This window comes from Nocardioides gilvus (assembly GCF_003194605.1).
GTDB lineage: Bacteria > Actinomycetota > Actinomycetes > Propionibacteriales > Nocardioidaceae > Nocardioides > Nocardioides gilvus.
The window spans coordinates 953,163-966,450 of sequence record NZ_QHKY01000001.1; the positions used below are offsets into that span (position 1 = coordinate 953,163).

The 13,288-nt window shown below is 60.1% G+C and carries 10 protein-coding genes, 2 pseudogenes and 1 other annotated feature; all 12 genes and pseudogenes read right to left on the reverse strand.

From position 1 onward, the window contains the following. Window positions 1–75: 75 nt before the first annotated feature. Window positions 76–1,095, reverse strand: a pseudogene (locus tag DNK52_RS04640) (IS30 family transposase); the annotation flags it as partial. A gap of 10 nt (window positions 1,096–1,105) precedes the next feature. Further along, window positions 1,106–2,370 (reverse strand): IS3 family transposase gene (locus DNK52_RS04645; RefSeq protein WP_110239750.1). Its coding sequence is split into 2 segments (ribosomal slippage): window positions 1,106–2,079 and window positions 2,079–2,370, totalling 1,266 coding nucleotides; the frame shifts between segments, so codons are not numbered across the junction. Continuing rightward, window positions 1,949–2,092, reverse strand: a sequence feature (AL1L pseudoknot). It overlaps the preceding gene by 144 nt. A gap of 111 nt (window positions 2,371–2,481) precedes the next feature. Continuing rightward, window positions 2,482–3,347 (reverse strand): annotated as a pseudogene (locus DNK52_RS16260) (IS3 family transposase); the annotation flags it as partial. A 98-nt stretch (window positions 3,348–3,445) separates the two neighbouring features. Next, window positions 3,446–4,747 (reverse strand): glycosyltransferase family protein, encoded by a 1,302-nt coding sequence (locus DNK52_RS04655; protein ID WP_110239752.1) that lies wholly within the window; start codon window positions 4,745–4,747, stop codon window positions 3,446–3,448. 95 nt (window positions 4,748–4,842) lie between these two features. Next, complete coding sequence (locus DNK52_RS15960; protein WP_162598604.1) at window positions 4,843–6,156, reverse strand: hypothetical protein; 1,314 nt, start codon at window positions 6,154–6,156, stop codon at window positions 4,843–4,845. Beyond that, complete coding sequence (locus DNK52_RS04665) at window positions 6,153–7,454, reverse strand: lipopolysaccharide biosynthesis protein (protein WP_110239754.1); 1,302 nt, start codon at window positions 7,452–7,454, stop codon at window positions 6,153–6,155. The genes DNK52_RS15960 and DNK52_RS04665 overlap by 4 nt, the downstream gene beginning before the upstream one ends. A 189-nt stretch (window positions 7,455–7,643) precedes the next feature. Continuing rightward, window positions 7,644–8,489, reverse strand: coding sequence for a glycosyltransferase family 2 protein (locus tag DNK52_RS16500; RefSeq protein WP_110239755.1), 846 nt, complete (start codon window positions 8,487–8,489; stop codon window positions 7,644–7,646). Between the two features lie 6 nt (window positions 8,490–8,495). Further along, window positions 8,496–9,656, reverse strand: a complete 1,161-nt coding sequence (locus tag DNK52_RS04675) for a glycosyltransferase (RefSeq protein ID WP_110239756.1) — start codon at window positions 9,654–9,656, stop codon at window positions 8,496–8,498. Beyond that, window positions 9,653–10,297, reverse strand: a complete 645-nt coding sequence (locus DNK52_RS04680; protein ID WP_110239757.1) for a NeuD/PglB/VioB family sugar acetyltransferase — start codon at window positions 10,295–10,297, stop codon at window positions 9,653–9,655. The genes DNK52_RS04675 and DNK52_RS04680 overlap by 4 nt, the downstream gene beginning before the upstream one ends. Beyond that, complete coding sequence (locus DNK52_RS04685) at window positions 10,290–10,901, reverse strand: sugar transferase (RefSeq protein ID WP_110239758.1); 612 nt, start codon at window positions 10,899–10,901, stop codon at window positions 10,290–10,292. The genes DNK52_RS04680 and DNK52_RS04685 overlap by 8 nt, the downstream gene beginning before the upstream one ends. Beyond that, window positions 10,898–12,040 (reverse strand): DegT/DnrJ/EryC1/StrS family aminotransferase, encoded by a 1,143-nt coding sequence (locus tag DNK52_RS04690; protein WP_239455384.1) that lies wholly within the window; start codon window positions 12,038–12,040, stop codon window positions 10,898–10,900. The genes DNK52_RS04685 and DNK52_RS04690 overlap by 4 nt, the downstream gene beginning before the upstream one ends. A gap of 50 nt (window positions 12,041–12,090) precedes the next feature. Beyond that, on the reverse strand, window positions 12,091–13,260 hold the full coding sequence (locus DNK52_RS04695; protein ID WP_110239759.1) for a glycosyltransferase: 1,170 nt from the start codon (window positions 13,258–13,260) through the stop codon (window positions 12,091–12,093). Window positions 13,261–13,288: the final 28 nt, after the last annotated feature.

Consider the following 13,288-nt stretch of genomic DNA (forward strand, 5'->3'; position numbering starts at 1 on the left):
GGGTCAGGATTCACCCGGCAGCGACAACAGCCTCGGATCCGCTCACCGAACGCCCACGAGGTGAACTGGGTGAGTTCAACTGGTCGATGCAACACCGGGTTGTTGAAGAGATCGTAGTTGCTCCTCGAAGACCTCGGCGGGTGTCTTCCAGCCGAGGACCTTGCGGGGCCGATTGTTGAGCGCATAGGCGACGGCCTCCAGGTCCTCGGCCGACCAGCGCGACAGATCAGTGCCCTTGGGGAAATACTGCCGCAACAGGCCATTGGTGTTCTCGTTGCTCGGCCGCTGCCACGGCGAGTGCGGGTCGGCGAAGAACACCTTCGTGCCGGTCTCCAACGCGAAGAGCGCATGCCCGGAAAGCTCCTTGCCACGATCCCACGTCAGCGTCTTTCGCAGCTGCTCAGGCAACTTGGTCATCGACGCGGTCAGCGCGGCGTTCATCGCGACGGCACCGTACCCGCCTAGCGAGGGCCCGTTCTTCACGTAGGGCTTCTCTCCCCAGCCCTCCAGTCGCGGCAGATGCACCAGGAGCGTTGAGCGACTGCTGCGCTCGACGAGTGTGCCGATCGCCGACCGGCCCGTGCCGATGATCAGATCGCCCTCCCAGTGGCCCGGGACGGCCCGGTCACCGGCTTCAGCGGGACGTTCGCTGAGGACGACATCAGCACTCACGTGCCCCTGCGCCTTGTTCTGGGATCGCGCCCGTGGCTCCCGCAACGCGCGCCCGGTGCGCAGACAGGCGACAAGCTCGCGTTTGAGCGCACCACGCCCCTCGATGAACAGCGACTGGTAGATCGCCTCGTGACTGATGCGCATGGACTCATCATCGGGGAACTCGACCTTCAGGCGTTGGGCGATCTGCTCCGGACTCCAAGCCGTCGACCACCTTCGGTCCTGACGACGCGGCTTGTTCAGCCCCTTCCACGCGGGTGGTGTCGGCCCGGGCACGATCGTACCGTCCGGGCGGCGGACGTTGCCCGCGAGCCGATCCTGCACGTACTCCCGCAGCCGTTCGTTGCTCACGAGCTTCGCGGTCTTGGGACGCTTCGCTGCCTGCTGAGCTTTCCACTGAGCCACGCCAGCGCGGTACTGTCGCGTGCCGGGTTCAGTGGAGGCTCTGAAGTGACGCGCCGACGGTAGTCGGTGCGGGGTTGTGACGGTAGTGGGTGTCCTCGAACTCGACGGGCGGGATCATGCCGATCTCGCCGTGAAGGCGCCGGTGGTTGAACCAGTCGACGTACTCCGCGACGGCGATCTCCAGGTCGTCGATGCTCTTCCAGGGTCCGCGGTTGCGGACCAGTTCGGCCTTGAACAGCGAGTTGAACGCCTCGGCCAGAGCGTTGTCATATGAGTCCCCGGTCGAGCCGACCGACGCGACAGCGCCGGCCTCGGCCAGCCGCTGGGTGTAGCGCACCGCGAGGTACTGGACTCCCTTGTCCGAGTGCGCGATGACGCCGGTGGTGTCGTGACCGGCGTGGGCGCGGGTCCACAGGCCCATCTCGAGGGCGTCCAGCGCCAGGTCGGTGCGCAGGCTCTTCGACAGCTGCCAGCCGACCACGCGGCGGGAGTAGACGTCGATGACGAACGCGGCGTACACCCACCCGGCGAAGGTGCGGCAGTAGGTGATGTCCGCGACCCAGACCCGGTTCGGTGCGGGTGCATGGAAGTCGCGGTCCAACAGATCCGGACGGGTGTCGGGACCCTTGCCCGGGACCGTGTTCCTAGGCCCCTTGGCCCGGCTGATCCCACGCAACCCCTCGACGCGCATCAACCGGTGCACGGTGCACCTGGCGATCCGATGCCCACGACGGTTGAGCTCGGCGTGCATCTTGCGGACCCCGTAGACGCCGTAGTTGTCGGCGTGGACTCGTCGCAGGACCTCGACGTGCTTGCGGTCAGCCAAAGCCCGCGCCGATGGCGGGCGGGTCTTCGCGGCGTAGTAGCTGCTCGGGGCGATCGGCATCCCGGCCTGGCGCAGGACGGTGCAGATCGGCTCGACCCCGAACCTCATCCGGTGCTCATCGATGTAGTCGATGAGCACCGTCGTAGTCACTTCAACTTGCGGTCGAGCTCCGCCGCGGCGAAAAACGCCGAGGCCGTCTTCAAGATCTCGTTGGCGCGACGAAGTTCCTTGACCTCACGCTCCAACTCGGTGATCCGCTGGCCCTCTGCGGTCGTCACGCCCGGACGGCTGCCCTCGTCGATCTCGGCCTGCTGTACCCAGTTGCGCAACGTCTCGGGGTTGATCCCCAATTGCTCGCCGACACGGCGCAGCGCACCGGTCCTCGTCGCCGGAACCCGTCGCAGATCGACCGCCATCCGGATCGCTCGCTCCCGAAGCTCGTCGGGGTACTTCCTCGGTGCTCCCATGACTCTCATCCTTCCGTGGAATGAGAGCCTCCATCACACCCGGCACGCGACACGTCGCCATCCTCGAAGACCTCCGAAGTCAAGGTGTTGCGACGACCGGTTGAATCCGCCCTGGGCGCCGTGGTCCGCGTGGACGATGCCGCCTGGGTCGGATTGGCGGTTGCGGATGGCCATGCGAGGGCGTTGACGACGAGCGTGGCGTCTTGGCGCGAATCGATGGACCGGCCCGCGATCCGGCGGCTGTAGGCGTCCAGAACGGCGGCACAGAAGACCTTCCCTTCACGCATGGGATGCTCCGTGATGTCGGTGACCCACAGCTCGTTGGGGCGCACCGATGGAATTTGCAGTTGACCAAGTCCCCTAAGGACGCGAAGCCCTTGTGCCGTTTCGTTCGTGCCGGGCCTGGCAGGCCGTAGATCCCCGCCTGCGTCATCAGCACCGACACCAGTCGCGTGCTGCCCTGAACGTCCATCGTTAACGTGAGTTCGGCGTGGACTCGACGGTAGCCATAGGTGCCTCTGGACGCGACGTGCACCTCCCGGATCAGGCCGGTCAGCCATTGGCGACGCATCTGGGCCGCCGACAACGGCCGGCGCTGTTGGCGGTAGTAGCCCTGGCGTGAGACCCCGAGGACTCGACAAGCGACATCAACGGGCATCCCGGCACCGGCCAACCGGTCGATAACCGGGTGAGCCCCTTTTGCGTGGGGCTTCTCCTAGTCCAGGAACTTCGCCGCCTGTCGGACGATGGCGAGCTCGGTCTCGAGTTCGCGAATGCGACGCCGGGCGGTTCGGAGCTCACTTGCCTCGCTGGTGCTGATGCCGGGGCGCTCGCCGCGGTCGATCTGGTCTTGGCGACCCAGTTGTGCAGGCACCCTGCGCTGATGCGAACTCGTAGGCGGTTTGCTTGACCTGTTCGCCGGAACGGATCAGTGCGACGGCACACGCGCGGCACTCGGGTGGGTAGGGACGAGGCACGGTCGAAGCCTTTCAGCCAAGCCTTCGACTCATCTCCGAAATTGGAAACCAACCTATGGGGCAGGCCAAGGTGTCAATAGAGCTCGGGGCAGTCCCCATCACCGTTGGTCGTCGCCTGCCTGCCTACTGGCCAACTTGCGCGACTCGACTGCGGAACCTAGAACTGCACTCAGCTTTTCGCACAGCACCGGATAGGAATATTGTTTGTATCGCGATATTCCTTGGAATTCTTTCCTAAAGTTCTCATCAAATCTCGGTGCTGAAATGAGGAAGTCCACGATCTCTTGTACATTACCTTCATCAAGGGAGGTTTCAAAGACTCTTCGCATAGGGTCTCCTTGAAACATTTCACTAAGAGCAGATCCCCTCGACTCGCCTACCATCAGTACCGCGATCGGCGTGTTAAGCGCGATAAGCTCGAAAATCTTCCCAGTAAGAATCCCCTTTTCAGAATCGTTCCACGAAAAGACTGCAACCACATCCGCGGCTTTTGCGTGGGCCAGCGAATCAGGTCTAGACACAAGACCAAGGTTAGACAACAACTGACCAGCGTTCTGATCCTCAAACGCTTGGCTAAAAGCGGAGAAATCCGTTCCTGCATATTGCACAACAACAGGCACCGTCTCGTTCAGCTTTCTACATGCAGCGGCCAACGCCCTGGCATCCTGGGCAGGAGAAAGACGTCCCCCGTAGTAAAGAGTGAAAGGACGCCGTACGTCGGGCGCTTCTACCGGATTCCCAACCAACTTTTCAAGTTCCCCAAAGCCGTTCGAGATTACGGAAACCGGGCACGTGAAAGCGACAGCGTTCTCCAACAAGGGCCCCGAAACTAGCGTCACGGCATCAGCGCGCTGAGCCAATTTGGCCTCGGTTCGACGCTGCCTACCTGTACTCCGTGGATCCGCAAAGCTACCACTGCGCACGATCGGATCCCGAACGTCCATGACAAAGCCAGCCGACGAGAAACGGTCAGCTAAGAGTCCCCCGACATCAACCATGTAACGTGGTCCGTAAGAAACCCACAGTGCATCATACCCGCGCGCCAGGCCCTTAGCCTGAGAAAACGCCCTCCGGTAGCCGTGGTCAACAAGAGCAAGCAGCCATGGAAAAGTGGACTGTCGATTGGGCGAAATATCGTCAGATTCGGGCTTAAGCGCTGCGCCGGGTGGTGAACCGAAATACCGCAAGGTCTTAAGAACTCGGTGTGCGCAAGCTCTGGCCGCATAGAGAAATCGTACTTCCAGCGGAGTATCGACCGCGACTACAGATATCTCGGCAAGTCGATGCTCGGGAATGTCAAGATCCAACCGTCGCTCGAGCGGATTATAGGGGTTGGGTTTAACAGTAAGCACTGTAACTTCCCAGCCCAAATCCGCCAAACCTGTGGCGAAGTTCACCATTCTCAGCGACGCAACTTCGTTTCGCGGAGCGAAAAACTGCGAAACCAATAGGACGCTTCCGGGTCGAGAGTGGTCAGCGGTCGCCGAATCCTCAATCACTTTGAGATCTCCTCCTCTGTGGTTGACGCTCCAGTTTTTTCGCGGCGAAGACGACTCAGCGCATAAAGGAAAAGCAAGAGCCACATGCTGGCGACCGCTTGAGCGATGTATTCCTGACTAACACTTCGAAGATACACGAATAAGAGGGCCATCAGGTATGCATCGTAGGTCAGGAGTTCGGGAGTCTTCGAGAGAAAACGATCCATGAGGCCAATGAGTACTCCTACAATTAGTCCCCATAGTGCAAAGTATGGACCAAAAGCAATAAAGGACTCCCCCAGCCACGAGGGTAGCAGAACGTAGAAACCTCCCTGGCCATAGGTAATGCCCAAGATCTCTTCCGAGAAGTCCCTTGAAACGCTAAACGAAGTCCCCGTAAGAGAACTAGGGAAGGGGAGACTGACGAGCCACAGCAAATACCTCTCAATGTACTCACCAGATGCCCCCATTTCGCGAGCGATCGGATAAAGACTGGGATAACTCAGTTCAGCTTTCTGAAATGCTGAGATGTTAGCGCCGAGGCCATCGGTCAACGCGAAATCCCCACCCTGCCGCCAGACGGTAATGGAATTCAGGATTGGGACGACCGCAGTGAAGCCCATCACAATTATGGCGGTGAATATCTTGCCCGAGATTCGCTTGTGAGCCAAAAGAACGAATAACCAAATTAGAAATGGCTGAACTAGGGCAGCGCGGCCCCACTGCTCGGCTACCGTCACCTGAAGGTAGGTTACGCCACACAGCAGAAGTAGCTGTAGGATCCAGCGAGATCCTAGTTTGCGCTGAAGTTCGATGTAGAAGAATGGAATACACAAAAGCTTCATGTACCCGAGTACTACAAACGCTGAATTTTCCCCCCTATTCAGCCTGCCAGCGAATATATCGTCACCTTTGTTGGATTCAAGAAGGATCGAGCTTGGATTAAAGAGCTCACCCGCGCGTCCTGTTACAAACAATTGACCGATGATTGCCGCTACATAGATCACAGCGAGCCAAGAGGCAGACGTGTTTGACCACCATCTTTCGCTCATTTCTTCTCGAGGAATAGGTCTGCGCGATCTTTGTTTTACGTTGAGCTGTGCACCTAACAAGACACCCAGCAGCAGACAGGCAAGGAAAACAAAGTATGGGAATGCAAACTCTGCCATAAGGCCTGGATCAGTGGCAATTCCAACACCAGAGTATAGAAAATAGATTACCGAAATCGTGGCGATCTTGATCTTCAGTGACCGCCGCACGGCGGGCAGGGTAAAGGCGAGCCAGGCAATGGCCGTTCCTACCCCTAGCAGGGCTAAGTCCAGGGTATTCACGCGTCTCGTCTCATTTCATCCACGACGGTCACCGGGTCGCCTGGGTAAAGAAACGAGCGGCAAGCCCGCCTCACTGCAATGCATGATGCAATCCATAGAAGGACGTACATTGTAAAATTGATGCCACCCAGCCACCACATTGCGGTCGTTACACCGCCGCCAACGGAGGCGACGGACAAGAGGCCTCCAACCACGCTGCCGAGTCTGGTGACGTCCCAGATGGCCTGCCACGATTGTCTACCGAGCATGGGGAGTACCACGGAAAGTGGCCCGGCCAAGACTTGACCTGCTATCCCCAAGGCGAGCGCTTGGGAGAATGTGCCGACCTCTCGGTAGTCGTCGCCCAGCACTACTCCCGCAACGTGGGGAGCCAGGACGAATACTGTAGAGGCCAAGATTGCCCCGGTACTAGCCAGGATCGCCGATACCCGGAGGAACTGCCTGTAGAGCTCCGGGTCCCTGCACCGCATGAGATTTCCGAATTCTCCGATAAAGACCTGTCCGATCGCGTTTCCAACAACCGTGACGGGACCCGCTAATACCCTCTGAGTCATTCCTAGCCATCCGGCCGCTGCAGACCCCCATAAGATGCCGCCGAGGATGACGGCCGTCTGAAGTCCCATAGTGTTTACGACTGCAGATGGTGCGGAAATCAGAGGGAAACGACGGTATTGAACCAAGAGATCCCTAATCTGCTTCTTTGAGGGAATTTTAACGTCACCCTCAAACACACCCCTGAGAAGAAAAATACCTGCCACCTGCCCGGTCAATAGTCCAGCCAGCAGGGATGGGGCCCCGGGCACCCAGGCAGAGAGGGTGACTTGGGCAGTGACGGTGACTAGCGCCTGCACCGCGACTCTCGTCGCGACCAATGAATATCGCCGGTCGCGGAGTGCCATCTGAGTCATCGCCGACGTAGCACCCATGGTCGCTGCGATGAGCACACCGTAAGCCAGTAATAGAACAATCGACTTCGGGTACCAATCACTCCCGGAGATCGCAGGATACGCCAGGGCTCCAAGTCCCGCAATAAAGGAAAGAACTATAGAAAAAATCAGTGCCACAGTCATGATGTCAACTGCTTCGCCCCGTCTCGACGGCACTGCAATAGCTAATTCTAGGCGCAAACTCACGATCGATCCCAGAATGATCGCTCCTGCGCTGACGGATGCAAAAAGGCCGAAACTCTCTGGCGAGACTAACCTGGCAACGACTAGCGATCCCAAGAGAAGAATTGCTTGGGCTGCAGTTGTTCCGGACACGACGCGCGCGATGCCCATTGCCATCCGGGTGGTCACGTCACGGGCTCAATCATTTGGCGCGCAAGAGTTGATGAACAGCGGACTAGAACTCGGTTTTCGAATCCCGTTCTCTGTTGAGGGGTAATCACCAAGGCGGGAGACCTCTTGTCGCCACACATTCGCCAAACAGTGGCCACCTCACCGGGTAGCGTTTCAGGACAGGAAGATGCCCGGCGGGCACTCAATTCAGCGGGCATCATTGTCATTCCCAGGACTTCTCTGCAGCCCCTTTTGTGCAGATCGCAAGACTAGGATTAGACGTGCGGGTACCAATACTTTACAGAACTCTATAAGTGGGCGTACCGATGCGACAAGCGGATACCCCAAGAGTCTGTGGCCGCGAAAGTGCGTTCGAAGAAGATTAAGTCTAGCGGAGAACGTGCGCCGCCTGATCGCCGCCATGTCCTCTCGAACACGGTACAGAGGTTCCTCAATGTTGGCGCCTACAAACCCAGCCTCGAAGAACCTGTACCAGAGGTCAATGTCCTCAACGCGCTCAACTCGAGGATGCAATGAATACCCTGTCAGATCCTCGTAGACCGCTCGCCTTGTCATGATTGTGGCGTGGCAGAATGGGACTTGGGCGCGTAGTGTGTTCCGATCCGGAGCCAGAGGTGACCGAACAATGTCTCCATCTCGAAAATCATCGAAACGCTGCATCCAAGACCCAACCAAATCAATTTCAGGATGGGAAAGCAAGAAGGCAACCTGTTTTCCGAGGCGAGTCGGGGTCGCAACATCGTCGCCATCCATTCGGGCTACGTATTCGCCGCGTACCTCAGTCAAACACTTGTTGAGAGTGCGCGGGAGTTTCAGATTCTCCGAATTCTGCAGCACACGGATGCGATCGGGGTCGCGGGTTTGCCACAAGAGGAGCGCCTCCAAGGTGCCGTCTGAAGACGCGTCGTCGCAGACAATGAGTTCCCAATTGGGGTACGTCTGCTCAACCAACGACTGGATTGCCTCATCGATAGTGTGTGCGCAGTTAAACGCGCCCATGATCACGCTCACCAAGGGTCGTTTCTCTCTCATGGATGTTCAGCCTTTGCCGGAGATGTGGTCGAGCCAGAGTCCATTGACTCGGCTAGCTGAAAACTTCTCAACGGCGCGTTGCTTTGCCCGCGCCCCGTGTTGCCGGCGCAAGTTGTCATTCGTCAAGTATTCCGTCACCGCCGCTGCTGCACCTTGGACGTCCCCCCAATCGACAAGTCGACCGGTCTCGCCGCAACTGATGGCATCAACAGTTCCGTTGACGGCGCTTGCGACGGATGGGACACCGCACGCTGCGGCTTCGATCACCACCATTCCAAAACCTTCTCGGCGGGTCAGGAGTACCAGCACGTCAACCGCCTTGTAGGCCGTCTCTGGGTCAGGTCTGGCCCCTGCGACTACGACTCTCGGCAGAGTACGCAGTTCATCCACGAGGTGCTCCACACCCATGTCACTGGATTCGTTGGGTCCTACGAGCAAGAACCACGCTTCAGGGACCGCGGAGCTCACTCGGCGCCACATCTCCACCATGTCGCCCAAACCCTTATCTGGTGTCAGGCGACCCACAAACCCCAGGACGGGGGCCTCCAGCGGGATCTCGAAGACGTCGCGAGCGCGCCCCTTTTCAAAATCCTGCGGTGGACTGAAACGTTCTAGGTCCACCCCGCCGATACTGCCGTCCCCGAGTACTTGGATCTTGCGGGAAGAGACAAGCCGCAACTTGAGCGCCTCGTCCCTGTTGGACGGTGACAGCGCCAATATCTCTGTCGCGCAAGCCATTGAGATGCGCTCGATTATCCACAGCACCACCCTGCCCATACCGGTGGCACCCTGGAGACGTAGTCCATAGAGGACATATATGCGCCTCGGAACTCCTATCAGCCAAGCGGCCAGTAGACCCAGAAGTCCCATCTTGGGTGTCCCCATCACCACCGTGCCAGGACGAATGCTGCTCAGGTACTGGATCAATGCGTGAAGGCCCCGGAGGTCCTGCAGTGGGGCGGGGTCCCGCCGAACAGGCAGACACCTTTGGGTAACGCGCTGGTCAATCTCGTCGACTGGGCCCTCCCCATCAGGTCCGTAGACCAGGTGCACGTCATTCCGCAAAGGAGCGAGCAAGTTCAGTTGCCCCCGCAGGAAAGCACGCGCGGAGAGTGGAATGGTGACGCCGTAGACGATGGGACCATGAGGACTTCTCCTGCGGATCATCTCGCTGGCACCCCCTTAACGACTGCCTCGGCCGCCACGTTGGTGACCACACACGCAGAACCACCCACGAGCGCTCGAGGCCCGAGGGTGAGTTGATTCAACACGACGGCTCCCACCCCGATCAACGCACCGGTCTGGACGAGGCAGTCACCCGAGACCGATGACGCCGGATTCATGCTCACGAAATCTTCGAGGACGGTGTCGTGTCCGACAGTGACGTTGGGATTCAGGTGAACGTGGCGTCCCAAGTGGACGTTGGTGGTGACTCGAGCCCCGGCCAGGATGATCGTCCCTTCGCCCAGTGTGCATTGAGAGCCGACGCTCGCATCCGGGTGGACCAGAGTCGCTGCATTGAAACCGGCCGCGTCCAACTTGTCAGCGAGGATTCGGCGGATGCGCGGAGATCCGATCCCTACGACGTATTGCGGTCGCTCATCGCCTGCAATTAGGTCATCCACGCTTCCTAGGTGAGCGATGCCTCGCGCAGTGAGCCTCGCCAAGTTCGTCGCCGAGGGTGAATCGTCCACCACCCCCTGCAGGAGCCATTGCGGCTGGGGTGCGCTTCGGTTGATCGCTTCAACAACGTCAGCCGTCTCACGGCCGAAGCCCCCTGCACCAATGACCACCAGAAGCTCAGCCACGGGGGGTTCCCATGAATTCCGGCATGGAGACGTCGCCCTCTGCCGCGATTCCGTCACGCCTAACGACCTTGGCGACAGTGAGGAACAGGATTTTGAGGTCGAGCGTTAGCGAACGCTTGTCGACGTACTCCATGTCCTTGTCGAACTTCTCGGCCCACGAGAGCGAATTACGTCCGCTCACCTGCGCCAAGCCTGTGACGCCGGGACGGACCTCGTGCCGGCGCGCCTGCTCGGGGGTGTAACGATCGAGGTACCGGACGAGCAGGGGTCGAGGGCCCACCAGGCTCATGTCGCCCTTTACCACGTTCCAGAGGCTGGGGAGCTCGTCCAGACTCGTGGACCTGAGCATGGCGCCGAACTTGGTAATCCGCTGAGCGTCTGTCACTAGCCCTCGCGCCTCGTCGACGTCAAGCATGGTGCGAAACTTTACCAACTCGAAAATCTCTTGATGCTTGCCCGGGCGCTGCTGGCGAAAGAGAACTGGCGCGCCCAACTTCTTCTTGATCAAGCAAGCCACAAGCCCTTGGATGGGGAGCGAGAGTGCGAGGATAACGCCTCCGAGAGCAATGTCGATGGCTCTCTTAACCGGGTCATACGTATTCATCTTCCGATTACCTTTGCGATCTCCTTAAGGACCCGACCGAACTGCTCGTCCGTCATGGCCGATCCACTCGGCAAAGTGAGACCATGGTCGAAAAGTCGCTCTGACGTGCCGTCTATTACCCCCTGCAGTCCCTGAGATATCGGCTGCATGTGCATAGGCTTCCACACCGGTCGTGTCTCAATGTGAGCCTCTGTCAGCTTGGCATTGAGTTCATTCGCCGACCACGAGGAGATTGCCGGGTCCACGACTATCGCGGTGAGCCAGCAGTTGTCCTCGGCGTCGTCAATTCCGCCCAAGATTCGGACCCCCGGCTGGTCAGCGAAAAGCTCGGCATACCGCCTGCGCCATTCACGTCGACGACCGATCATCTCATCGAGGCGCCTAAGTTGGGCGCGGCCGAGAGCGGCCAAGATGTTCGAGAGCCGATAATTGTATCCAACTTCAGTGTGCTCGTAGTGCACTGCACGTTCACGCGCTTGCGTGGAGAGTTTGCGGACGTGGGCGGCCAGCTCGCCGTCGTTGGTGAGCAACATACCGCCGCCCGAAGTAGTCATGATCTTGTTGCCGTTGAAAGACAGCACGGAGGCGTCCCCGAAGGAACCCGCCGGGATGCCCTGCCAAGCGGCGCCAAACGCTTCGGCGGCGTCACAGAGAAGACGGGCGCCTGCCTCCCTGGCGATCTTTTCGATCGCGGTGTAGTCGACACACTTGCCGAGCATGTCCACGGGGACAACCACGGGGACCGAGCGCCCTTCGGCGCAGAGTTGCGCAATGGCCTGCTCCAGGAGTGGCGCCGACATGTTGCCGGTCTCTTCGTCACAGTCGACGAAAAATGGCTCGGCACCGACGTACCGAATCGCGTTGACCGTCGCAGCGAAGGTGAAGGTGGAGACCGGCACGACATCACCGGGGCCTACACCCCAGGACACAAGGGCGAGGTGCAATGCGGCAGTACCAGAGGAGAGCCCCACGGCGTGTGACACACCTAGCCGGGCCGCTACCTCCGCCTCGAATGCGTTCAGGTCGGGGCCAGCGGGGGCGACCCAACCTGACTGCATCGCGCGAAGGACGTATTCCTGCTCAAGCTCCCCTACGTCCGGAGCGGAGAGCAGGATCGGCTCATCGCCGTTGTCAGCCACTGAAAAATCCCTTGCTCTAGACGCTCGATTCCCTCGGGCAGTCTAGGTCTTCACGAGCGTCGCGCGACACGCGACGGATTTCTTTCCCGCCACTGAGACAAAGTGCTGCGCCGCGAGCCGCGGAGGTTCTGGTCGATCAGCTCCACATAGGACAAGCCTCGGTCGGCCGCGTTGGGCAGATGGCGCGCCGCTTCAATTCCATGCTGCGTGCGCCGACCCCGTCCCTCGACGAGCGCATCCGCCAACGCCACCGCGAGGGCGCCAGCGTCGTTTGGCTCTGCGTACCGCGGGTGATCACCACAGACGTCGCGCACGAAATCGCGATCCGAGGCGACTAGCGGCGTACCCGTGACCATAGCCTCCAGGGGAGTGACCGAGAAGGCTTCGAAGAGGCTCGGGAAGATGGACGCATCACTGGCTGCGTAGAGGCTCGGCAACTGGTCAAGGGTGAGCTGCCCCATGTTAAGCGAGGCTCGGCGAACGTCCTGTGGAAGTGACATCCATTCTCTGTCGCTCAAGGTGAGGAGGAAGCGAGCCGACATCCCGCGCAGCTCGAGCGCAGCATGGACCTGTCCGAGGATCGCGTGGTTCTTGTGGGGGTACAGGCCGGTGACATAACAGACGTTGGCCACGTCGGGATCCTTCGGCACTTCCAGCGGCCGCCATTCCTCAGGCCTGTCGAAGATCGCGTTGTAGGCGTTGGGCACCACGGTGACCCGGCTAGGACTTATCCCCCAACGGCTGCCCAGTGACCTCTTGACCCGCTCCGCCTCCACCACCAAAGATCTTGTCGTGCTGAAGGTCGCCCGCGAAAGTACGCGACGCACGAACTGCCGGGCCTTCGCCTTCCCCCGAGCAGGAGGCAGGTACTCCGGGTGCAGGCTGGTCACGTCCGCGAAGCCGACGATGCGGCGGCGGGCGTTGATGGGGACGTACTCCGGACCGAAGACGGTGAACGAGACGTCGTAGCGCGCTCGCAGCAAAGCCGCGAAGTCCACGGTGGCGGGGCGGGCAACCACCGGAAGTCGCTCGCGGGTGCCTGGGCTGAGATTGTCCAGGACCTGGGACGACGCCACGATGGCCAGCGAGTCCTGCAGCCAAGGGAACCTGCCCACGAGCTCGGGATCGTTCCGCATCGCCGCGAGTTCATCCAAGAACGAAGCCCCCACCTGCACGCCGCCCCCTACCTTGAGGTTGGCGGCATTGATGAGGACAGTCATGGAGGGAGGGTAGCGCCCGCCAGCACTG

Coding starts and splice junctions, on each gene's coding strand:
- DNK52_RS04655 (WP_110239752.1), bottom strand. CDS start 4,747: ATGGTGAACTTCGCCACAGGTTTGGCGGATTTGGGCTGGGAAGTTACA.
- DNK52_RS16500 (WP_110239755.1), bottom strand. CDS start 8,489: ATGAGAGAGAAACGACCCTTGGTGAGCGTGATCATGGGCGCGTTTAAC.
- DNK52_RS04675 (WP_110239756.1), bottom strand. CDS start 9,656: ATGATCCGCAGGAGAAGTCCTCATGGTCCCATCGTCTACGGCGTCACC.
- DNK52_RS04685 (WP_110239758.1), bottom strand. CDS start 10,901: ATGAATACGTATGACCCGGTTAAGAGAGCCATCGACATTGCTCTCGGA.
- DNK52_RS04695 (WP_110239759.1), bottom strand. CDS start 13,260: ATGACTGTCCTCATCAATGCCGCCAACCTCAAGGTAGGGGGCGGCGTG.